The organism is Shewanella sp. N2AIL (assembly GCF_022690845.1).
GTDB classification, from domain to species: Bacteria; Pseudomonadota; Gammaproteobacteria; order Enterobacterales; family Shewanellaceae; genus Shewanella; species Shewanella baltica.
In genome coordinates this window covers 21,012-43,507 of record NZ_JALBYT010000020.1, presented here as the reverse complement: position 1 = coordinate 43,507, position 22,496 = coordinate 21,012, and the positions used below count along the sequence as shown (strand labels likewise).

Genomic DNA, 22,496 nt, shown 5'->3' with positions numbered 1-22,496 from the left:
TCATAGTGACCTGAGCCATTATATGAGCTTTTACATAAACTTAACGTTAAAGGTGACGCCAATCTGACGCGGATCACCGTAACGAATATATTGCTTTTCTGCCCAGCCATTATCTGGCTCGTTACCGAAGTAGAAACCGCGCACACCGTATTCTTCATTGAACAAATTACGGCCCCATAAATACGCCGACCATGCACTCGCCTCATAGCCCACGCGGGCATTGACGATAGTGTAGGGTTCAGAGCGGGATTCATTGCTGTCTGAATAATAGAATTCACTCTTACCGCTAAGATTCAGGTTAGCAAACCAACCCGAATTGGCACGATAAGTCCCACCAAGGCTGTAGGTAAAGTGTGGTGAATGGGCCAGATCGCGGCCAGTTAAATCCACCTCAGTGCCATATTTGTCCTGATACTGATAATCGCCGTAGGCGGTTTCTAACCAACCTAAGCTTGAGTAAATTTGTAGATTATCCGTGGCATACCAGGTCGCATCTAACTCAGCACCATAGTTATTCGAACTGCCTGCGTTTTCGGTGAACAAAATAAAACGCTGTGGTTTATCAGGGTCTTGCTGGGATGCCGCCACCTGTTGATCTTGTCTGTCCATATAGAACAGCGCCAGATTAGTATCGATTAGCCCCGCTAGCCAATGGGATTTAAGGCCGATTTCATAGTTATAAAGCGTCTCAGTACTGAACTCTTTTTTATCGTTCAGTTCGACAGGCAAAGTCATGTTAAAACCGCCCGCCTTGTAACCGCGCGCGACACGGACATATGCGTTGTGTGAGTCATTCAGCACTTTACTCACTGCAATATGACCACCCCACATGGTTTCGCTCGGGTCGAAATTATCGTTATTCGTATCTGAGTAATGGCTATTGCGGCGCTCTAAACGTAAACCCACAGATAAGGCATAATCTGAGCCCAGATCCGTATCGAGCTGACCAAACAAGGCATAGTTCGTCGCTTCATACTCAGAGTCTAAGACTTCATCCGGCCAAGTATTGTATTCAGAATACAATTGGTTATCTTCTTTCAGATTCATGGCGTACACACCAAGCAACCAATCTGTGCTGTCCGCAAAGATTCGGCCCTGCTCGGTAGAACTTAAGCGAAACTCTTGCGACACAGTTTTACGTTGGCCAGTTTTATCCCAAAAATAATCATATTGGCACGGCGCCAGATTGCCATCGTCATCACTGCATTGCTTAGAAGCCCAATACTCTGGGTTCGACCAATCGCCATCGTAACTGTAATGGTGATCGGTATTCGCAAAAGAGGTTAACGAAGTCAACTCAAAGGTTTCGGCACCAGAATAGGTCGCTTTAAAGCCTGCGCCTGTGGTGCGCTGGCTATCGACACCCGGTTGATCCGATGTCGTCTGGGTCGGTGAATTGGTTAAACTCCACACATCGTAGCCATTATCAAAATCGGCGTGCAGCACAGTTAAATCAAACTGCAAATCGTCAGTCGCATACCAGCGCAGCTTAGCGCGGCCGCTGAACTCATCGCGGCCATTGGTATCGTCACGGCCTAAATAGAGGTTGTCGTGGTAGCCATTTTGTTGATGTTGCTGCAGTGACACGCGATAAAGCAGCTTGCCAGAATCCGTTAATGGGCCAGAACTGAAACCGCTAAACGTGCGTAAATCATCATCGCCTAACGAGACTTCGCCGCCATGTTCAAACACATCGGTGGGATCGTTACTTTTCAGATAAATCAGTCCCGCTAAAGCATTGGCGCCATAACGTGTGCCCTGTGGTCCACGCAGCACTTCGACTTGCTGTAGATCGTACATGCTCGACACCATACCAATACCGGATAAATCGATATCATCAATGATGTAACCCACAGAAGAATTAGGCGCACCTTGGTATTGCTCTTGCTCACCTACACCGCGAATTTGAAAATATTTTGGCCGCGAACTTCCACCTGACCAGTTAAAGTTAGCAATAGAATTAAGCACATCCTCGAAATGCTGCGCGCTTTCATCTTGAATTTTTTGACTGTCGATAACGGTAATACTTGAAGGCATTTTTTCTAAGCTTGAACTGCGAAAATCCGCCGTCACTACCATGACTTCCATCTCAGTACTGGGATCGGGTTTATCGATAGCGTCGGTTTGTGCAAATGCAGCAGTGCTCAGCGCGGCAGCAATGGCTAATGCCAGCGGCGCTCGGGTTAAAAACGGGGAATGACGGTTTGACGTTTTACGGTTTGACATAGGACCTCAAATATAATGTTTGAGATCCGGCAACGAATAAGCGATTCAGAAGTGTGCTGTTAATTGGCCCATTCCTACGCCGGTATTAGCCGGATCAGGTTCTAAGGGTTCGTCAGCTGACATCTCAGTTTGCAGTAATCAACGTAAATTCATTCACTGCAAACACCCCTTGGCGGCGCCTAGTATACATGAGTAATAGCATGGGATGACACATTTACGTCATAAAAAGAAAAATGCCAGCATAGCTGGCATTTTCTGGGCGAACTCAGGCTTAGTTCGAGAAGGTTTCGCGCACGTACACATCAAATTTAACCACTTGGGCATTAGGTGCCACGGCGGAGACTTGCAATTGTTGCTTGCCGTGTAATTTGACCGATTTCCAGCTGGTTGCCTCATCTTCTATGGTGTAACCGCTGGCGTCGTACCAAGTGAATTTATACTGCACACGCATGTCAGTTGATGATTTGCTAACAATCAACGCTGAGCCCTGCACTAAATCACCGACTCGGCGTGCATCCACACTCTGTACCGCAATATCTCTGGCAAAGCTGGAATTATCGACGCGGGTTTCACCCAGTGAACTCACTGAAATACCTGCGGTATGTGAGGCACAAGCACCTAAGGTCAGCGCCGCGGCCAATAATAGTCCGGTATAAATTTGTTTCATATATTTCTCCCAGTCACGCGACTAAATGCGCGGCTAGCGCGCATTATTCCCTATTAAACGACAAGCTAAGTGAACTGTGCTGAACTTATGCTTAACAAGACAGACTTAATCATCACTCAACTATCTACTCACTAAAACGAGTTAATCAATCAGAAAGTGCGCCCGTGCCGTAGCAATAAGCTGCTTACGATTGGTTTGCCAACAATCAATATTCACGTTGGCGACTCGTCGACCCTGACGGGTAATACGACACTCAGCAAAACTATCCTTGTGCAGACCTGCACGTAAATAGTCGATTGAAAAATCAACGACTTTAGGCACCTTTGCCGTTTGCATAAATACCATTAACTGCACTATCGCTGACATTTCCATAAAGCCCGCAATCACGCCACCATGAATGGCGGGCAACACAGGATTACCGATATTGTCGTCATTAGCGGGCAATTTAAAAATCAGTTCATCACCAAAACGCTCCACCTTCATGCCAATAAATTTGGCATAGGGAACGTGCTCAAGTAAATGGCCAAAATCATTAAGTTCAGTGGCGCGTTTAACTATGCCTTGCACATCGATAGGCGCTTTGACTTGGGCGTGTTGAGTGGGACTGGCAGTGCCAAGTTCCGAATTATTTGCGCTCATCAGTATCTCCTATCTCAGGCACAGCTTCACCCATCAACGCTTGCCTAAAGGCATCACCGACCATTTCTGGGCTGATCCGCATAAAAGAGCCAACAGCATGGGCAATGGGATCATCTATGCTGTCTTGATAAGCAATCGCGCGGGTAAAGGCAATATTGGAGGACAACTTGTAGCATTCCGCAAATCCGAACACAGGTTTATGGGGCTGAGCGGGCTTCATATAATCCACCCGCAAATCGAGCGTGGGTGAGATTTCTAACAATTTGAATTTATGGAAAATTGCACTGACCACTGCACTGCCACAGGCAGTATCCATTAAGGTAGTGATCACTCCACCATGGATAACGCCCGTATCGGGATAACCAATTAATTCAGTGCTGTAGGGCAACTCAATCAACACATGGTGCTCACTCGCCTCCAATACGGTTAAACCGAGACGGCGACACTGAGCGAGTTGATCCACAAACCGCTGCGCCATTTGGGTCAGCGGGAAAAAATCCGAATTTACCTTCATTTGCCTTGGCTCAACATGGGCCCCAGAGGCTCCCCGCCCACAAGGTGAAAATGAATGTGATAGACTTCTTGTCCACCGTGTTGATTGCAGTTCATGATCAGTCGGTAGCCATCTTTAGCAATCCCCGCTTCCGCCGCTAATTTAGCTGCAACCGTCATCATACGGCCAAGCACAGGCTCATCAGAGGCTTTCATGTCGTTTGCCGTTGGGATTAAATGATTTGGGACAATCAAGAAGTGCGTTGGCGCCTTAGGGGAAATGTCTCTAAAGGCAGTCACTAGTTCATCTTGATACAGAATATCCGCGGGAATTTCGCGACGAATAATTTTGCTGAAAATCGTTTCTTCGGCCATGGGGCGTCCTCCTTGGGTTAGTTGGCATAGTATACTAGTAATTCAACGCTTTGTGTCTGTAGATATTTTGCTTTTCATTTGCCAGTTGCAGGCATTTTTGGCAGCATGGCCACCATTAAAATACTCAGGTTTTGTAGGATAAATATGATCCATTTCCAGATAATCCCCGTCGATCCGAAAGCCCATTTATTCGCTGTTACTATGACATTATCCCAACCCAAGCCAGTGCAAGTCTTTAGCCTACCCGCTTGGCTGCCTGGCAGTTATATGGTGCGCGACTTTGCTAAAAATATTATTGAACTCAAGGCACAAGATGCTAATGGCCAAACGCTCAAGCTCAGCCAACTAGATAAGCAAACTTGGTCGGTTGACAATAATAGCAGCGAAATCATTTTGACTTATCAAGTGTATGCTTGGGATCTGTCGGTGCGCACTGCGCATTTGGACACAACCCACGGCTTCTTTAACGGCAGTAGCGTGTTTTTATCCGCCCACGGTTTTGAACAACAAACCCACACTGTCACTATGTTACCGTCCTCTGAGCCCACATTAAGTGATTGGCGCGTCGCTACGAGCATGACCCGCATCAGTGGTGACGACTTTGCCTTCGGCCAATTTAGTGCCACAAGCTATGACGAGCTTATCGATCATCCAGTGGAAATGGGCTTATTTACCTTAGCCAGTTTCGATGCCTGCGGCGTCCAACACGATATCGTACTCAATGGCCGCCACCGCGCTTGCATGCCAAGGCTCTGCCAAGACTTAAAAGCCATTTGTGAGTATCAAATCAATCTTTTTGGTACGCCTGCGCCGTTTAAACGTTACTTGTTTATGACCACAGTATTAGACAATGGCTTTGGCGGGTTAGAACACAGAGCATCTACCGCATTGATGTGTTCACGCAAGGACTTACCGCTGTCGCTCAATGCGCCAATCAATAACGACTATCGCACTTATTTATCCCTGTGCAGCCACGAGTATTTCCACAGCTGGAACGTGAAGCGTATTAAGCCAGAGTGCTTTTTACCCTATAAACTGGAGGCTGAAACCTATACGCCGCAGCTATGGGCCTATGAAGGCATCACCTCCTATTATGATGACTTCCTTACCTATCGCGCCGGGTTGGTAGATGAACAAAGTTATTTAGATATGCTGAGTGAAACCTTCACCCGCGTTTATCGCAGCCAAGGACGCTTTAAACAAAGCGTTAAGGACTCGAGCTTTAATGCATGGACTAAGTTCTATAAGCAGGATGAAAACGCGCAAAACGCTATCATCAGTTATTACACCAAAGGCGCGCTGTTTGCGCTGTACTTAGATTTAACCCTGCGCCATGAAACCCAAGGCAAATACAATCTCGACCATGTGATGCAGATCCTGTGGCAGGAATATGCCCTGCAAAATAAAGGCACGACTGACAGCTGCCACCAAGCGATTGTCGAGCGACTCCTTGGCCGTGATTGCCACGATTTATTTACCTACTTAGATAACACCGACGATATTCCACTGGCTCCACTACTCGCCGAATTTGGTGTCGAGTTTAACCTTCGAGCCAGCCAAGGTCCGCAGGATGTGGGCGGCGGGCAACTAAAAGGCTATGAGATTGCCTTTGGCGCGAAAACTCAAGTGGCGCCGATGGGATTGAAAGTGGTGACCGTTACCCAAGGCAGCCCTGCCCACCTTGCGGGATTAAGTGCGGGGGATGTGTTAATTGCCGCCGATAACTTGCAAGTCAGCGCGCAATTTGAGGCGCAGCTACAGCAATATCCGCTAGGTGAATCCTTGAATTTACATTGGTTTAGACGGGATGAATTGATGACGGGTGAATTGATGATAACTGCCGCGCCAAAGGACACTGTCGCCCTAGCAATTAGTGACAGAACTAAACTCGCGGCTTGGTTAGGACGTTAATTTAACGTTTTAATTCGATTGATTTTAAGACAAACAAAAGGGGCAAAAGCCCCTTTTATCATTTCTGAGATAACACTTAACTTAGGTACTAATCTCTAAACGCACACATCTATGTCTAGAACAGTATTCCCTTGCCAAATTAGTGTCTTCTATCAGTGCTAATACAGATTTAAACCACCACATCGTGCAAATAGGTTTGCGCCCACGCGATCGCTTGACCACGGCTCGACACACCGATCTTACGGAATACTCGGTACAAATGGGTTTTTATCGTGCTTTCACTGACAAACAGCTGATTAGCAATATCTAAGTTAGTACTACCCGTTAAGAGGGCTTGTAATACTTCTCGCTCACGAATCGTCAGCGGCTCAGTATCTTCGAACAAACCAAAGTCATCGTTTACCCCATTGACAAGTTGAATTGGTATCACCCTATGGCCTCGTAAAATATTCGATAATCCTAGGCTAATCTCAGTTAAACCCGCATCGAGATAAAACACCCCTGCGGTCGTGGCCGCTTGCATTAAAAAACGTGCATCGACTTGTTTAGGGAATTGTAAATAGACGACTCGTACACTTGGTTGTTCACGGGCAAGTAAACGCTGAAATTGATGGGCTTTTTGAAGATCAACAGTTGCTAAATCAATCACTACCATGGAGGCATGATTATCCTTGATTTGTTCACACATCTCATCAGGGCTGACTTGCGTCAACTTAACGAGAAACTCCTGTGGCCAACGTCCTGCTAGCAATTCCATTAATACTTGCGATCGTGACACTACAATCCAATGTAATATTTTGAACATCCTGCTCACTCCCTGTCTGATTAACGATTATTCACTTTGAGAACCTAAAATCCTCTCAATACAACTTCAACATCCGTTCAATAGACTTCCAAGTCTACCGTGGTGACGATATTAGCATTAGATAAAACAGATTAAAAAGACTTACGTGAAAAATATTTACCGTACGCAAATCAAAAACTTCTAACACTTTCGTTGAATACACTATCAATCAGAAGTCTTAATTGAAACTGAAAAAAATTACTGAAATTTTGAGATAAAAGCGTAAGATCATACCAACAAAAAAATAAGGAAATTCCATGTCCAGCAGCAAACCCAGCGCGTTTGAAGTTAAATCCTACTCAGTTTGGGACAAACCGACGCGATTATTCCATTGGATTAATGTCATTCTCGTACTCGCACTCATCTTAGTCGGTGGCATCATGATGTATCGTGCAGAGTTAGGCATCACTGAATTAACGGGCAAAATTGGCTTAAAAACTTTACACGTGTACATAGGCTATGCGTTTGCAATCAACCTCATTATTCGCCTTGTGTGGGGTTTTGTCGGCAACAAATATGCGCGTTTCAGCCATATGTTTCCCAATGCTAATAGCAAAAATGAATTAATGACCTATAAGTCAGAATTGGCCGCGGGTAAAAATCCGCAGTATTTAGGCCATAATCCTAAAGGCAAATTTGCCGTTCTCGGCATCATGCTGCTGTTAATCACTATCATGGTTACTGGGCTTTTACGTGCAGGAACCGATATTTACTTTCCGCCATTAGGTAGTGCAGTACAAAGCTATCTGGCCGATACCAATGTCGACCCAGCAAGCTTAAAACCCTATGATGCCACTGGGGTGAATACTGAGAAAGCGGCTGCGCTTAAACCGCTGAAGGGACTAGCCGGTGAAGTTCACGTTTATGCGGTTTATCTACTTTTTCTACTGATTTTACTACACGTATTCGCTGTGGTTTATACCGAAGTTAAACGTCAACCTGGCATTATTTCAGCCATGTTCTCTGGTAAGAAGATCATCCAAGGCCAACCCAAAGACGAGTAATTGATTCATTTACGGATAAAAATAACGCCAACATTTGCTGGCGTTATTTATGTAGACTTGAAGGCAGATGCCAACGCTTCTAACATTTTTTAATTATTTTTTCAGAATCGTCGCTGGTGTGCGGCCATCATCATGGCAACTTTCACAGGTCGGTTTTTCACCTACATTCATATCATGCACCGCATGACAATCTGCACAGACTAAATTGCCGTCATGTGGTTTATGCACAGCGTCCATTTCAGCAAGAGAACCGTGACAGCTTTGACACTGTTCAAATTCAAAAGCACCATCCGCAGAAGGTGTACCATCTTTATGGCAGCTTTCACATCCACCCGACTCAGCGTGGAAATCAGACAATTTTTGATCTGCAGCAAATGCGGTTGGCGACAGCGCTAACGCTGCGAGACTTGCCCCGAAAAGCGCACTTAATAGTTTTTTGCTCACAATAGTATCCTCCAATGGCGATTGTCAGTGGAAATTCTTGTCAGGGTGACTTCCATCTCGCAACCAAAAGTAAATAGCACGACTCGATATAACTTAGCTAAGGATGTACGAATAAGCAAACCCATGCTAAGCAACCCAACTTTATCAATATACTCAAGGGTAAAATGTGCGCTGCATCATGTAACCACATGCTTATATAAGAGTTTTACATATACCTAACCTAGAGGTTACATAATGTAAATCCCTATAGCAACTAAGGACATAATAAAAAGCCAGGGTTAAACAATTTGGGCTCTACTCGAAGGACTTAAGGACAAACTCAAAACCATAAAAGTTAACGAAAGGAGTAAGTGCTGCTTGATAAGGATGTGTAATGACGACTATACGTGGAAATTAAAAAGAGTGCCTAAACGCCCTACTCATCTCTGACACTGAGCTCCATAGCGGAACTCAGTGTCAAATTTAGTCTCTAAATTTAGAGACTAAATTCAGTTGTTACATGCAAGCCAGCAGACAAAACTGGAAATCGAGCGAGTCGTCATCAACTCGCATCGAGTCCCTGAAGAGTCTCAACCTCAGTTTTAGGCCAAGCGTTAATCACGGCTTTAACCAAGGAAGCCAATGGAATGGCAAAGAATACCCCCCACACGCCCCATAAACCACCAAAGACTAATACCGCGGCTATGATTATCACTGGATGCAAATCCACCGCATCGGAGAACAAAATCGGCACGAGTAAATTACCGTCGAGCGCCTGAATAATGCCGTAACCCAACATCAAATAGCCGAATTCAGAACTAAAACCCCACTGAAAAAATGCCACTAAGGTGATCGGCAAGGTGACTAAGGTTGCGCCAACATAGGGGATCAATACCGACAAGCCAGTCAACACCCCGAGCAACATTGAATACCTCAGCCCCATTAAGGCAAACAAGATATAGCTCGCGACACCAACCACCACGATTTCAATCACTTTGCCACGAATGTAATTGAAAATTTGCTGATGCATTTCAAACCACACTTTGCGGGCTAATTGACGATTAGCAGGGAAAAAACGCTTACTGCCACTGATCAGCTGATCTTTATCCTTTAAAAAGAAAAACACCAACAGAGGCACTAAAATCGCGTATACCATCAAGACGAGTAATGACGCTGAATAGCCAATTAATTGCTTAGCAATATCCAGTACATGCTGAGTATCGAGCAGTTTTTTAAGCTCTGCGACCATCAAATCTAATTGCTCAGGATTGATAAATTGCGGGTATTGGTTGATCAATGTTTGTAGCGTCAGCAGCCCTTTATCTATCATGCTCGGCAAATCAGCAATTAAGCTCACGCCTTGACGCCACACACTCGGAATTAAGCCAAATGTCAGTAAGACCACAATGCCCAAAAACAACACGATAACTAAGGACGCACCAGCGGTGCGATTAATGCCTAATTTCAGCATTTGCGCCACGGGCCATTCCAATAAAAATGCCAACACCAGCGCGACTAATAAGGGGGCAAGTAAACCTGCGGCAAAATAAATCACTAACGCGAACCCAACAAGAATAGCCATTAAGGTCACAGCTTGTGGATCACTAAAGCGCTCTTGATACCAACGAGAAAAAACAGTAAACATGGATCATTCCAATAGTGATGGTTGGCTAGGCTTCCCAAACGCTCAGGAAAGTTTATTTATCATGGTGTTATCTACGACGTTATCAAACTACTTTCACTTCAACTTGTTAGCAGAACGGAAATCTTACGCCCAGCTAGCAAACTCATTTGGTGAACTTATCTAGCGTGCACATTAAATTAGGTCACGACTCGGAAAGGATTTAAACATGAAAATCCTCAATTTATCCCTGAGATAGATCAACTTTGGTGACCATCAAGGCTAACAGACTCACATCATTACGCAACTCTTGCACGACATGACCTTGTTTTTTTAAATATTGGGGAACATCTCGCCGCGAACCTGAGTCTGAGAGTAAGATATGCAATTGCTCGCCGTCTCGCATTGGCTTCAATGCAAGTTTCACTTTAACTAAAGGCACAGGACAGCGAAATAGCGTTAAATCAATAAAAATCATAATGAACTTGCTATAGACGAACTTGGGCTATTATCCTAAGTTGCACCTCAAACTACAAGCTAAGTGCAGTATCTCTGCCTTTAGTTGAGATAATTAGAAATAAAGGATCCGCTTGCGTAACTTGACTTTTTTGACTCGATTAAAACCTTTTGTTGCAGGCGCATTCTCTTTGATGCTGCTAACTTTAGCCGCCAAAAGCTTTGCCAACAATGACTTACCGGATTTAGGTACGGCCGCAGTTAACACCTTCAGCCTTGAAAAAGAAATGGTTTACGGTGATGCCTATATGCGCATCATTCGCTCCTCGGCGCCTATGTTAAATGATCCTGTGTTGAGTCAGTACCTTACAGAACTTGGCAACAAACTGGTCGCCCATGCCACAGGGGTAAAAACGCCCTTCTATTTCTTCTTGTTACAAAATGATGAAATCAACGCCTTCGCCTTCTTCGGCGGCCATGTTGCCGTGCACACAGGCTTATTTCTCAATGCCGATAACGAAAGCGAACTCGCCTCAGTACTCGGCCACGAAATTACCCACGTTACCCAACGTCACCTTGCGCGTTCGCTCGAAGCACAACAAAAGAGCAATCCTGCGACAATTGCGGGTTTACTCGGCGCCATTTTATTAACCATTGCCGTACCACAAGCCGGTATGGCTGCACTGGCGACGACCCAAGCGATGGCAACACAATCAAAAATCAACTATACCCGTTTGCACGAGAAAGAAGCCGACCGCATCGGTATGCAAATTTTGGTGGATGCAGGCTTTGATCCCAACGCTGCAGCGGATTTCTTTGGTAAGTTAGCCACTCGTTACCGCTTTACCACCACACCGCCACAAATGCTGCTAACTCACCCATTACCAGAGTCGCGGATCACTGAAGCCCGTAACCGCGCCGAGCAATATCCTAAGCGTTATATTCCCGATAACCTGAACTTCCAACTGGCGAAAGCTCGTATTCAAGTCCGTTTTTCCAGTTATAGCGACGAAGCGGTTTTGAGCATGTTTGACAAGCAACTAAACAAACAGACCTACAGCTTTAAAGAGGCGGCGCTCTATGGCAAAGCGCTGGCGTTATTTAGATTGAAGAAGTTTGATGAGTCGGAAAAAATCGTCGATGAACTGTTAAAAATTGATGATAACAATCTGTTTTATATCGATACTAAAGCCGACTTATTGACCGAACGTAAAGACTATGCAAAGGCGATTGCTATGCTTGAAGCCCAGCGAAAAATGAAGCCAACATCGCAAGTGATTAACGCCAACTTAGCCAATATTTACATCGAAGCTGACCAAGCCCCTAAAGCTATTCCTTTATTGGAGGACATGATATTCCTCGATAAACAAAATCAGCTGCCCTACCAATTACTGAGCGCTGTTTACAAAAAAACAGGCAATCAGGCGTTAGAATATTTTTCTACCGCTGAGCTCATGGCTTTGGGAGCTAATTATAAGGGCGCTATCGATCAGCTAAACTTTGCCTACCGTGCATCTGAAAGTAATCCCTTACAGCTTGCACGTATTGAAGCCCGTATACGCCAGTTCAAAATGGCCGATAAGGAGATGGAAGCGCTTAAGTAATCAGTTGTTTTACAAATTGATTTAACTTCATTTCCCATTTATACGCCCCGAACACACTGACGGGGCGTTGTTTTTTCTGTTATCATCCGCTCCATTGTTATTTCAGCCCGTATTGAGCCTCTAGCACTATGACCCAAGCGACGATTTACCATAACCCACGTTGTTCAAAAAGCCGTGAAACCTTAGCTCTACTTGAGCAACAAGGTTGTGACATTACCCTAGTGGAATACTTAAAAACGCCTCCTACGGCTGAAGTCATTGGCGACATTCTGACAAAATTAGGCATCAGTGCTCGCGAATTAATGCGCACCAAAGAAACGGAATATCAAACCTTGGGGCTTGCCGACACCTCATTGACTGAGCAGCAATTGATTGAAGCCATGGTGAACACGCCTAAACTCATCGAACGGCCAATTGTGCTCGCCAATCAACGCGCTGCCATCGGCCGTCCTCCAGAGAATGTGCTCGCTATTCTTTAATTATGATTTTTATAAAATCGCTTTAATTTTAATTCTTAGGTAGACATATGACGTCCAACACCTTATTTACTCTTAGTCGTTTAGGTTACTTTGCGCTCGTCCTGCTATTAGGCGGCTGGTTTGTTGGTCAGGGTATTAGCGGTGAATATACTCTGCTATTTAGCCTCTTATGGATAGTGCCATTGTTACTGCCTGCAAAAGGGGTTTTCCAAGGTAATCCATATACTTATGCTTGGGCGAGTTTTATTCTGTGCCTCTATATGCTACATGGGCTGACGCTGCTTTATGTCACTACCGATGCCTTCGCCTTTGCATTAATCGAAGTATTGTTGATTGGTGTGCTGCTGATTGCCTTCCCCTTCTACGCTCGGATCCGTGGTCGAGAACTGGGATTAGGCCTGAAGAAAAAATCCAAAGAATAAGCCATTGCATACAATGTGATTTCAGCGCCGTCTTGCCTTACTGGGTATGGCGGCATTTTTAAATCGCAACGCCAAACTCCGCTAAAGATCTGCGTTCAAATATCCCCTTCAACCTCAGTTCAGCGCCCAGATAAACGAGCAGTTAAACCACGCAGAATTAACACTTAATATACTTATACTGACTTCTTGCAACTTAACCCTCGTGCTATAGTCAGTTTCTCATCGTGGGGCCTTAGTATCCCGTGAGTCACAAAAAGTCTAATCGCACTGCTGAGTTAACAAGGGAGAATGCTGTAATGGGGATATCGATACCACTGAAGCTTTTGGGATTAATGGCCTGCTCTAGCCTACTCGTGGCATGCGGAGGCGGTGGAGACAGCAACACAGATAATGGCGGAGTAACGCCCCCCTCCACCTCACTGCCACGCTGCACAGATAGCATTTCGCCGCTCCTTGTTACTACATCATCCTCAATCCGTTTTCAAACTGAGCCGACTTATGTGGCAGGTCAATCCAGTGCCATCATTGCCAACATCCTTAATCGCGATAGCCAAAACTTAACCTTTCGCTGGCAGCAAATCGATGGACCTATCATACAATTAGTCAGTCAAAACAGCCCGGTATTAGCCTTTGATACTACCACCGCAGGCGGCTACCGTTTTAGCTTGCATGTCACGGGAAGTAATCTAGATGTCAGCGGAGAAATTGGCATTAATGTCGATCCCGCATCGACGGGTGTACTGAACGTCCGCCAAGATCACCAAGTGGTTGAAGGTAACAATGTCAGCTTAAGGCTCGGACAACAATCAGGATTAAGCGCTGCGAATATCTCTTGGTGCGTGGCGTCTGGCCCAGATTTAATGGTCGATGTAAGCGATCCGTTTAGGCCTTTATTTACCGCGCCATCAGTCGCCCAAGATACAATCACTCGGCTCAAAGTGAACGCCAGCATTAACGGTAATCCACTCAGTGATGATGCTTTTGTGCTAACAACCGCCGCGCCTGCGATCAGCTCGCAGTATTTCGATACTCCAGTGGCGCGCACTCACGCCTATCGTCCCGCCTCGCCTTACGCCAATGTGCTAGCGGGCTGTGTTTACTCTAATCAGCTCAATGATAGTTGCACTATCAATACCTTACCTTTGATAGGACAAACCTCAAGCGATCTAAATCGTGAGACCATTCTTAATCGTGTACTGGTTTCCCACGACTGGATGGGCGATAACTTTGCCGCCTTTTTAGCCCAGATGGACCCCAACAGCGATTTTGCTCGCCTGTTACAATCCGTCACGGCCGTGGTGATTAGCTATGACGTGCGCCCTTCCTTCTATTGGGTAGTTACAGGAGCGATTTATCTCGATCCCGACGATTTATGGCTTACGCCAAGCCAGCGTGACACCATTAATGAGGCGCCGGATTACCGCAGTAATTTCGGTGATGATCTTAACTTTGTGATGCCTTGGCGTTATGTCAAAGACAATCAATATGCGTCACTTGGCGTACCTATCACCGTCAGAGCAGACCGAACGTTAGCACAAATCAATCCTGATCTAGCCTCATTGCTGTATCACGAGCTAGCCCATGCCAATGACTTCTTCCCCCGCAGCGTACATGCCTCACTCACAGGGCCAAGACTGCTAGATGATTACAGTCGCCGCAATGCCAACAAGAGCCTGATATCTGATCAAGTCAGCACCAGCTATCCATTAATGAGCACTGAAATGATGGGACTTGCCAATGTCCGTTTCCTCGGCGCAGCGGCGAATAATGTGCAAAAGGCCTATCAACCATCGGATGTGAGTACTTTCTTTTCTACCGATATCGCCAGCGACTTCTATGCCTATTCCAGCACCCGTGAAGACACGGCTATGCTGTTTGAAGAAGCCATGATGAGTTATCGCTATCAAATATTACGTGATGTCGCCGTCACCAATAAACCTGCGGTGTTAACTGCGGATACGCTGATTATTGACTGGGGACAAAGAGGTAGAATTGCACAAGACAGCCTAGAGAATCGCGCTGCACTGGTGATTGATGAAATTCTACCAGAGCTTGATGGGATCAGTCTGATTGAAAGCCTGCCCGAGCCGATTGCCATGACCCAAGGTCAAAGCTGGCGTCAAACATTAGCCACATCGCCTGCGAATGCGCAGCTCAAAGGCCAAAACAATGCACCGACAAACGATGTACAGCCACGCTTTGAGCCTGAACTTCACTTAAGTGGCGACCGTCACCGTCATCCTCAACAATAGAGTGTTTAAGTTTTAGATAAACAAAAAGCCCGTCTGCATTCAGCATGACGGGCTTTTGATTTTTGGGCTTTACGCTTAATGGATAGTACAATGTTTAGCGTTTTCATCGCTCAACGCTAATTCAAAACCAACTCACAACTAACTCAAAAGAATGTTCAAAACACGCCAAAAGCCGACTCAAACCATGTCTCTATCCAATCATGCTTTTAAAGATGCAGCATCTCTTTGGCAAAGGGAATGGTGAGCTTGCGCTGATGCACTAATGAGGCTTTATCTAACTTATCCAATACATCGAACAAGGTACGTAAATCCCGCGCCATTCGGTTCAACAAAAAACGCCCAACGTCTTCCGGTAATTGCAGACCACGCATAGCGGCGCGGCGTTGCAGAGCGGCAAGTTTCTCATCATCAGCCATAGGTTGCAGTTGATAATTTAACCCCCACTGCATGCGTGAAACGAGATCAGGTAACAGGAAACCCGCGTCCGCAGGTGACGAACTGCCACTGACAACTAAAGCACAATTTTTATGTTCGGCGACGCGATTATAGAGATCAAAAATCGCTTCTTCCCAGACGGGGTGACCAGCGATGGCATCGACATCATCGATACAGACTAAATCTAACTGTTCTAGTCCTTCAAGCAAGGCGGTCGAAATGCTCGCATGTATGCCTAAGGGAATATAAAAGCTGCGACGCTCAACTTCGTTGGCGTGAGCACAAGCGGCGTGCATTAAATGAGTTCGACCCGATTTAACTGGGCCCCACAAATAAATGGCGGCTTCACCCTGTCCTTCGGCATTGGCTCTCAGTTTTTGAATAAGTTCATCATTACCCGCGGCGGGGTAATAACTATTAAAGGTTTCGTCATCTGGCAAATGCACAGGTAACGAGAGTTGCAGAGGTGAGTTTAAGGGCACTCGGTCTTCTCAATATCAAATAAAAACAATGCCGTGCTTAGCATGGCTAAGCACGGCCGATAACATCTTAAGGTAAGCGCCATTCATACACAGGCTTGCCTGTTTGGTTAGAGACTGGGCTAAATTCCCCCGCACTCACAGGTGCGACCACAGAAATTCGCGGCTCTAAGCTTAGTAAACGTTGTAAATCCGTTTCTGAGCCAAACAAATCTAGCGAGAAGGTCACGGTATGACCTTGAATATGCGTTAACGTGGCATTTTTAATCGCGCTAAGTTGTTTCAAATATTTTTCAACTTCAACTAGTTGCGCCATTTTTTGAATGTTCACAAAAGTGACACTCGCGCCTTGCTGTGTACCAGTATCAGCAATGGCATACTTAGTAAAATAGTATTCGCCTAACGCCGCCATCATGGCTTCAATCGCCTGGGTAGAATTTTCAGCGGTGCCGTTGTAACTGAATAACGGTGGAGTCAAAGAGTCAATGGTGGCCTTAGTATAGAGATTTAAACGGTAACGAACTTGGCTACCAGCGGCATCAATCGCCACCAATGCCAAAAAGTCAGCTTGATAACGGCCAGAGACACTCGCCACGATATCGGCAAACATACCTTTGATATCGTTAGGGTTAATTCCCATCAACTCATCAAGATCTAAGATTGGCAGCAACACCGGGATACCGCGGGCATCGGAAAAATCACTAAAGAGTTTACGTTCGGCTAACGCAGACGAGTCACCCAATATCGTAGTGTCGCCATCGCCTGGCATTGCGACCCAAAATAAGGTCAGCGGGCGTTGTGTTCCCCAAACGGGCAATTGCGCCTGACGCAGTAGCGCCACGATGCGACGGTGTTCAAAACTGGCAGTTAGCAGTAATTGGCCATTCTGCTCGATATAACCATACTGGCTCAGCAAGGTATCAGGATTACTGAGCTGAGATTGGATCAGACTGTTGTCGAGGGATCGCGCCGTGCCAGTGTTCTTGATAATGACTTGCTCAAGCGCACTTTTTAAGGCTTTGTCGCGTTCTGCAACCGCGCGCGAAGACACAGGCACATTGGCCTCATCTAATTTACTCACCTCAACAGCATTGACGCTATTAATCGTGAACAGACAATATAGAAATGCAATTAAGCTCGGCTTCAATAGGAATTTCAGCATCTTTGAGTAGTTGAAGTAACGTCAGATGGGGCAAATTGTACCATAGTTAGCGCCTTAAGCGAGTCTTGGCAAAATTTAGCCCCATTTCCGTACCAACCATGGCACGGAAAAGCCAAACAGTGATCCGAGTCGGCAAAACGGGCGATTTTCTTCTGCTGAAAACCCTACAAACTGATATCATTTGTCGGTTTACCCTAAAATTAACGAGAATAATAAATGAGACGACTCGCTATCCCCCTACAGGGCGCGCAAATGCTGTTTGTAGCCTTCGGTGCCCTAGTGTTAATGCCGCTGCTGACAGGACTAGATACTAGTGTGGCATTGTTTACCGCAGGTATCGGTACCCTACTGTTCCAATTGATCACTAAACGCCAAGTGCCTATCTTCCTTGCCTCATCCTTCGCCTTTATTGCCCCCATACTCTATGGCGTGCAGACTTGGGGAATTCCCTCCACCATGGGCGGCATTATGGCCGCGGGCGTGGTCTACGTCATGCTCGGCGCCTTGGTCAAAGTGCGCGGTACCGACTTCATCCATAGGCTGCTACCGCCTGTGGTAGTGGGTCCTGTGATCATTATCATCGGCCTTGGCCTAGCTCCAGTTGCCGTGAATATGGCATTGGGGAAAAGTGGCGATGGTAGCTTGACCCTTGTTGACACCAATACTGCGCTATTTATTTCACTCGCGTCACTCTGTACCACAATAGCAGTGGCAATTTTTGCCAAGGGCTTACTCAAAGTCATGCCGATTTTAACAGGGATTATTGTGGGCTACGGCTTAAGTCTTGCCTTTGGTATTGTTGACTTTGCGGTTGTGACTGCAGCCAGTTGGATTGCGATTCCTAAATTTGTCGCACCCGAATTTAACTGGCATGCTATCGCCTTTATGATCCCAGTGGCAATCGCTCCGGCGGTTGAACATATAGGTGATATTCTGGCGATATCTAATGTCACAGGTAAAGATTTTATGAAAAAACCTGGCCTACACCGCACACTAACGGGAGACGGTGTCGCCACAATTGCAGCTGCAGCCTTTGGTGGCCCGCCAAACACGACTTACTCAGAAGTCACTGGTGCTGTAACCCTAACGCGCAATTTTGATCCAAAAATTATGACTTGGACCGCCATTACTGCCATCACGTTGGCCTTCGTCGGCAAATTAGGTGCGCTGATGCAAACCATTCCAGTCCCTGTGATGGGCGGTATTATGTGTTTGTTATTCGGCTCAATAGCAGCCGTTGGCCTCAACACCCTTATTCGCAATCATGTGGATTTGTCTGAGCCGCGTAATTTAAGCATTGTCGGTGTCACCTTAGTATTTGGTATCGGCGGCATGGCATTTGGCATAGGTTCATTCAGTCTGACTGGTATCAGCTTGTGTGGTATTGTCGCAATTACCATGAACTTGTTGTTACCCGCGACCAAGCCACACGATAAGCACAATGAGTCAGATGTCGCCCCTCACTAATTTTTGCTTGGGGGCTTGAGGAATCGCCGTGTTATTGAAGTGTTTGTTGTAGTGGTTTTTTAGCAATAGAACTCTGAAAAGCAGCGACAAAAAAGCCGCCATGATATTAATCATGGCGGCTTTTTCATTAATACTTATAAAAAAAACATTAACGCTTATTCTTCAGTCTTGATCTTAGCGGCAGCGGCTTTGATCAAAGGTTGTAATTCGCCTTTTTGGAACATGTCCACGACGATATCACAGCCACCGATCAACTCACCTTCAATCCACAATTGTGGGAAAGTCGGCCAGTTAGCAAACTTAGGTAATTCTGCGCGAATGTCTGGATGCTGAAGAATATCCACGAATGCAAACTGCTCACCGCAGTTAATCATGATCTGAGCTACCTGTGACGAGAAGCCACAGCTAGGCAACTTAGGAGAGCCTTTCATATAAACAATGATAGGGTTTTCCGTGATCTGCTGCTTAATTTTCTCTACTGTTTCCATTTTGATTCCTAAGTAGGATGACATTGACTCAATGCGACTATTGTACGTCAGCTAGAGGCAGAACAAAATCCCATAGTTTGTAAGGTTATGCCGACATTTGATTTTTCAATGCTGCCAATGATGGCGTCTATCTAGTCAATTAGCTAAACAATGATTCACATCACAAATTTTATCGGTACAATAGTCCTAAGTGAGCACGTTTAAAAACGATAACCTAAGACCATGGAGAGATACTAATGGCTTTCGAATTACCCGCATTACCATATGCAAAGAACGCACTAGAACCACACATTTCTCAAGAAACCATTGAATACCACTACGGCAAGCATCACAACACTTATGTTGTTAAGCTAAACGGCTTAATCGAAGGAACTGATTTCGCTGGTAAATCTTTAGAAGACATCATCAAAACTTCTACTGGCGGCGTATTCAACAACGCAGCTCAAGTGTGGAACCACACTTTCTACTGGAACTGCCTAGCACCAAACGCTGGCGGCGAGCCAACAGGCCCAGTTGCTGATGCAATCAATGCTGCTTTCGGTTCATTCGACGCATTCAAAGCACAATTTACTGATTCAGCAGTAAACAACTTCGGTAGCGCTTGGACATGGTTAGTGAAAAAAGCCGATGGCACACTTGCTATCGTCAACACTAGCAATGCTGCAACGCCACTGACTGACAGCTCAGTAACGCCAATCATGACAGTTGACGTGTGGGAACACGCTTACTACATCGATTACCGTAACGTGCGTCCTGACTACCTTGCCCACTTCTGGCAACTAGTTAACTGGGACTTCGTTAACCAAAACTTCGCTGGTTAATTCATTTAACCTAACGTTGTCACTGCTTGAATAAGCAGTGGGTTAATCCCAGTAAAAAGAGCCCTAGTGGCTCTTTTTTTATGCCCCTCGTTTGCCGTCCACCCCTTATCCCGCTGATTGCCCCTCCGTAAACTACAAGTGCAATAATTGCGTTTGCAACTATTTGTTATTGTTTTATTTGATATTTTTTTGACACAGATAGTGAGTTTATGTCTAAGATTAGAGTAGGAGGCTGGCTAGCCAGTTATCCGTTCCATGACATCACTGGCGTTTCAGGGGGTTTATATGGGCATTTTCGAGCATTACCAAAAGCGCTACGAACAAAAACTCGATGAAGAATATTCTTTGCAAGAGTTTCTGGATATCTGCAAAGGAGATCGCAGCGCTTACATGTCAGCATCAGAGCGACTACTGCTTGCAATCGGTGAAGCAGAAGTCATTGATACCGCAAAAAATCCAACACTTAGCCGTATTTTTTCGAATCGACTTATTTCACGCTATCCCGCATTTAAAGATTTCTTCGGCATGGAAGATGCCATAGAGCAAATCGTGGCTTATCTAAAGCACTCGGCTCAAGGATTAGAAGAATCCAAACAAATTTTATACCTACTGGGCCCAGTGGGCGGCGGTAAGTCATCGCTCGCCGAAAAACTCAAAGCCCTGATGCAAAAAGTGCCCATTTACATTCTGAGCGCAAATGGGGTACGCAGCCCTGTCAACGATCATCCCTTCTGTCTGTTTGATTTAGAAGAAGATGGTCAGCTGTTAAAAGATGAATTCAACATTCCCAACCGCTATCTCAAAACCATCATGTCGCCTTGGGCGGTAAAACGTCTGCATGAGTTTGGTGGCGATATCTCCAAATTTCGCGTGGTGAAAGTCTTTCCATCGATTCTGGACCAAGTGGCGATAGCGAAAACTGAACCCGGTGATGAAAACAACCAAGATATTTCATCCCTCGTCGGTAAAGTGGATATTCGTCAGCTTGAGCATTTCTCCCAAGATGATGCCGATGCTTACGCTTATTCGGGTGCATTGTGCCGCGCAAACCAAGGGGTGATGGAATTCGTCGAGATGTTTAAGGCACCGATTAAAGTGCTGCATCCACTACTAACTGCGACGCAAGAAGGCAACTATAACGGCACTGAAGGCTTATCGGCCCTGCCCTATAGCGGGATTATTCTGGCTCACTCAAATGAATCAGAATGGTCAACCTTCAAAAACAACAAAAACAACGAAGCCTTCCTCGACCGTGTTTACATAGTCAAAGTCCCCTACTGTTTACGGGTTTCGGAAGAACTGCAAATCTATCAAAAACTGCTGATCAACTCTGAGTTATCAAAAGCGCCCTGTGCGCCTGGGACCTTAGAAACCCTAGCGCAATTTAGTGTGTTGTCGCGCATCAAGCCACCTGAAAACTCCTCCACCTACTCTAAGATGCGGGTGTATGACGGTGAAAGCCTGAAAGATACCGATCCTAAGGCTAAGTCTTACCAAGAATACCGTGATTATGCGGGTGTCGATGAAGGCATGAATGGGCTATCCACCCGTTTCGCCTTTAAGATTTTGTCGCGGGTATTTAACTTCGACCATTCAGAAATCGCCGCCAACCCAGTGCATTTATTCTATGTACTCGAACGGCAAATTGAACAAGAACAGTTCCCCGGCGATACCGCCGAACGTTATCTGGAGTTTCTAAAAGGTTATTTGATCCCTAAATATGTGGAGTTTATCGGTAAAGAAATTCAAACCGCTTACTTAGAGTCTTACTCTGAATACGGCCAAAATATCTTCGACCGCTATGTCACCTACGCCGATTTTTGGATCCAAGATCAAGAATACCGCGATCCAGAAACAGGTCAGCTATTCGACCGCGCCGCCCTCAATGCAGAACTTGAGAAGATTGAGAAACCCGCGGGGATCAGCAATCCTAAAGATTTCCGTAATGAAATCGTCAACTTTGTACTGCGCGCCCGCGCGAACCATGAGGGTAATAATCCGCTCTGGACCAGCTACGAGAAACTACGCACTGTGATCGAGAAGAAAATGTTCTCCAACACAGAAGATTTACTGCCTGTTATTTCCTTTAACGCCAAAACATCGAACGACGATCAACGTAAACACGATGATTTCGTCAATCGCATGATGGAGAAAGGCTATACCAAGAAACAAGTCCGACTCTTGTCTGAGTGGTATTTACGGGTTCGTAAATCTTCTTAAACTTGCGCT

The 22,496-nt window shown here is 45.7% G+C and carries 21 protein-coding genes and 1 riboswitch; of the genes, 9 read left to right on the top strand and 12 right to left on the bottom strand.

Translation table 11 applies throughout. The features are described 5' to 3' along the window. Nucleotides 1–30: 30 nt before the first annotated feature. The 5 genes from MO387_RS12920 to hinT all read right to left on the bottom strand — a co-directional run bounded on the left by MO387_RS12920 (nucleotide 31) and on the right by hinT (nucleotide 4,399). Nucleotides 31–2,226, bottom strand: a complete 2,196-nt coding sequence (locus MO387_RS12920) for a TonB-dependent receptor (RefSeq protein WP_107947142.1) — start codon at nucleotides 2,224–2,226, stop codon at nucleotides 31–33. 54 nt (nucleotides 2,227–2,280) lie between these two features. Next, nucleotides 2,281–2,406: riboswitch (TPP riboswitch) on the bottom strand. Between the two features lie 91 nt (nucleotides 2,407–2,497). Beyond that, nucleotides 2,498–2,893, bottom strand: coding sequence for a YcfL family protein (locus tag MO387_RS12915; protein WP_107947141.1), 396 nt, complete (start codon nucleotides 2,891–2,893; stop codon nucleotides 2,498–2,500). A gap of 141 nt (nucleotides 2,894–3,034) precedes the next feature. Continuing rightward, entirely contained in the window at nucleotides 3,035–3,532 is a 498-nt protein-coding gene (locus MO387_RS12910) for a PaaI family thioesterase (protein ID WP_199908797.1), read from the bottom strand. Further along, complete coding sequence (locus MO387_RS12905) at nucleotides 3,519–4,046, bottom strand: PaaI family thioesterase (RefSeq protein WP_006081304.1); 528 nt, start codon at nucleotides 4,044–4,046, stop codon at nucleotides 3,519–3,521. The genes MO387_RS12910 and MO387_RS12905 overlap by 14 nt, the downstream gene beginning before the upstream one ends. Next, on the bottom strand, nucleotides 4,043–4,399 hold the full coding sequence (gene hinT / locus MO387_RS12900; protein WP_106650276.1) for a purine nucleoside phosphoramidase: 357 nt from the start codon (nucleotides 4,397–4,399) through the stop codon (nucleotides 4,043–4,045). The genes MO387_RS12905 and hinT overlap by 4 nt, the downstream gene beginning before the upstream one ends. 144 nt (nucleotides 4,400–4,543) lie before the next feature. Here hinT and MO387_RS12895 point away from each other — a divergent pair, with 144 nt between their 5' ends. Beyond that, nucleotides 4,544–6,310, top strand: coding sequence for a PDZ domain-containing protein (locus MO387_RS12895; RefSeq protein WP_107947140.1), 1,767 nt, complete (start codon nucleotides 4,544–4,546; stop codon nucleotides 6,308–6,310). Nucleotides 6,311–6,479: 169 nt separating this feature from the next. Here MO387_RS12895 and MO387_RS12890 read toward each other — a convergent pair whose 3' ends face one another. Next, a complete protein-coding gene (locus MO387_RS12890; RefSeq protein WP_107947139.1) occupies nucleotides 6,480–7,115 on the bottom strand; it encodes a LuxR C-terminal-related transcriptional regulator in 636 nt (211 codons plus the stop codon). 296 nt (nucleotides 7,116–7,411) lie between these two features. Between MO387_RS12890 and MO387_RS12885 the strand changes: the two genes are divergently transcribed. Continuing rightward, a complete protein-coding gene (locus MO387_RS12885) occupies nucleotides 7,412–8,158 on the top strand; it encodes a cytochrome b/b6 domain-containing protein (protein WP_107947138.1) in 747 nt (248 codons plus the stop codon). A 93-nt stretch (nucleotides 8,159–8,251) separates the two neighbouring features. On the opposite strand, the gene MO387_RS12880 is transcribed toward MO387_RS12885, so the two are convergent. The 3 genes from MO387_RS12880 to MO387_RS12870 form a co-directional block, all read right to left on the bottom strand. Continuing rightward, nucleotides 8,252–8,602: a cytochrome c3 family protein gene (locus MO387_RS12880; protein ID WP_006081299.1), complete on the bottom strand. Its 351-nt coding sequence runs from the start codon at nucleotides 8,600–8,602 to the stop codon at nucleotides 8,252–8,254. Between the two features lie 541 nt (nucleotides 8,603–9,143). Beyond that, nucleotides 9,144–10,226 carry an AI-2E family transporter gene (locus MO387_RS12875; protein ID WP_106650272.1) on the bottom strand — a complete coding sequence of 361 codons (1,083 nt, stop codon included), beginning with the start codon at nucleotides 10,224–10,226 and terminating at the stop codon, nucleotides 9,144–9,146. Between the two features lie 220 nt (nucleotides 10,227–10,446). Then, a complete protein-coding gene (locus MO387_RS12870; protein ID WP_106650271.1) occupies nucleotides 10,447–10,680 on the bottom strand; it encodes a sulfurtransferase TusA family protein in 234 nt (77 codons plus the stop codon). Nucleotides 10,681–10,792: 112 nt separating this feature from the next. On the opposite strand from MO387_RS12870, the gene MO387_RS12865 reads away from it, so the two are divergent. The 4 genes from MO387_RS12865 to MO387_RS12850 all read left to right on the top strand — a co-directional run bounded on the left by MO387_RS12865 (nucleotide 10,793) and on the right by MO387_RS12850 (nucleotide 15,415). Further along, nucleotides 10,793–12,262, top strand: coding sequence for a M48 family metalloprotease (locus MO387_RS12865; RefSeq protein ID WP_107947137.1), 1,470 nt, complete (start codon nucleotides 10,793–10,795; stop codon nucleotides 12,260–12,262). 128 nt (nucleotides 12,263–12,390) lie between these two features. Then, nucleotides 12,391–12,741, top strand: coding sequence for an arsenate reductase (glutaredoxin) (gene arsC / locus MO387_RS12860; RefSeq protein ID WP_107947136.1), 351 nt, complete (start codon nucleotides 12,391–12,393; stop codon nucleotides 12,739–12,741). Between the two features lie 47 nt (nucleotides 12,742–12,788). Continuing rightward, nucleotides 12,789–13,163: a DUF2069 domain-containing protein gene (locus MO387_RS12855; protein ID WP_107947135.1), complete on the top strand. Its 375-nt coding sequence runs from the start codon at nucleotides 12,789–12,791 to the stop codon at nucleotides 13,161–13,163. A 296-nt stretch (nucleotides 13,164–13,459) separates the two neighbouring features. Beyond that, a complete protein-coding gene (locus MO387_RS12850; protein WP_107947134.1) occupies nucleotides 13,460–15,415 on the top strand; it encodes a hypothetical protein in 1,956 nt (651 codons plus the stop codon). A gap of 206 nt (nucleotides 15,416–15,621) precedes the next feature. On the opposite strand, the gene hda is transcribed toward MO387_RS12850, so the two are convergent. Together hda and MO387_RS12840 are read right to left on the bottom strand one after the other, a co-directional pair. After that, on the bottom strand, nucleotides 15,622–16,332 hold the full coding sequence (hda, locus tag MO387_RS12845; protein ID WP_006081292.1) for a DnaA inactivator Hda: 711 nt from the start codon (nucleotides 16,330–16,332) through the stop codon (nucleotides 15,622–15,624). Nucleotides 16,333–16,399: 67 nt separating this feature from the next. Further along, a complete protein-coding gene (locus MO387_RS12840; protein ID WP_107947133.1) occupies nucleotides 16,400–17,491 on the bottom strand; it encodes a DUF2066 domain-containing protein in 1,092 nt (363 codons plus the stop codon). 216 nt (nucleotides 17,492–17,707) lie between these two features. On the opposite strand from MO387_RS12840, the gene MO387_RS12835 reads away from it, so the two are divergent. Then, on the top strand, nucleotides 17,708–18,958 hold the full coding sequence (locus MO387_RS12835) for a uracil-xanthine permease family protein (RefSeq protein ID WP_107947132.1): 1,251 nt from the start codon (nucleotides 17,708–17,710) through the stop codon (nucleotides 18,956–18,958). A gap of 155 nt (nucleotides 18,959–19,113) precedes the next feature. Here the strand turns inward: MO387_RS12835 and grxD are convergent, their stop codons facing one another. Then, the gene (gene grxD / locus MO387_RS12830) at nucleotides 19,114–19,446 is read right to left on the bottom strand and encodes a Grx4 family monothiol glutaredoxin (protein ID WP_011846572.1); all 333 of its coding nucleotides are present in this window, start codon (nucleotides 19,444–19,446) and stop codon (nucleotides 19,114–19,116) included. Between the two features lie 236 nt (nucleotides 19,447–19,682). Here grxD and sodB point away from each other — a divergent pair, with 236 nt between their 5' ends. Both sodB and MO387_RS12820 read left to right on the top strand, forming a co-directional pair. Next, nucleotides 19,683–20,267: a superoxide dismutase [Fe] gene (sodB, locus tag MO387_RS12825; protein WP_006081288.1), complete on the top strand. Its 585-nt coding sequence runs from the start codon at nucleotides 19,683–19,685 to the stop codon at nucleotides 20,265–20,267. Nucleotides 20,268–20,552: 285 nt separating this feature from the next. Beyond that, complete coding sequence (locus MO387_RS12820; RefSeq protein ID WP_006081287.1) at nucleotides 20,553–22,487, top strand: PrkA family serine protein kinase; 1,935 nt, start codon at nucleotides 20,553–20,555, stop codon at nucleotides 22,485–22,487. The last annotated feature ends 9 nt before the right edge of the window (nucleotides 22,488–22,496 follow it).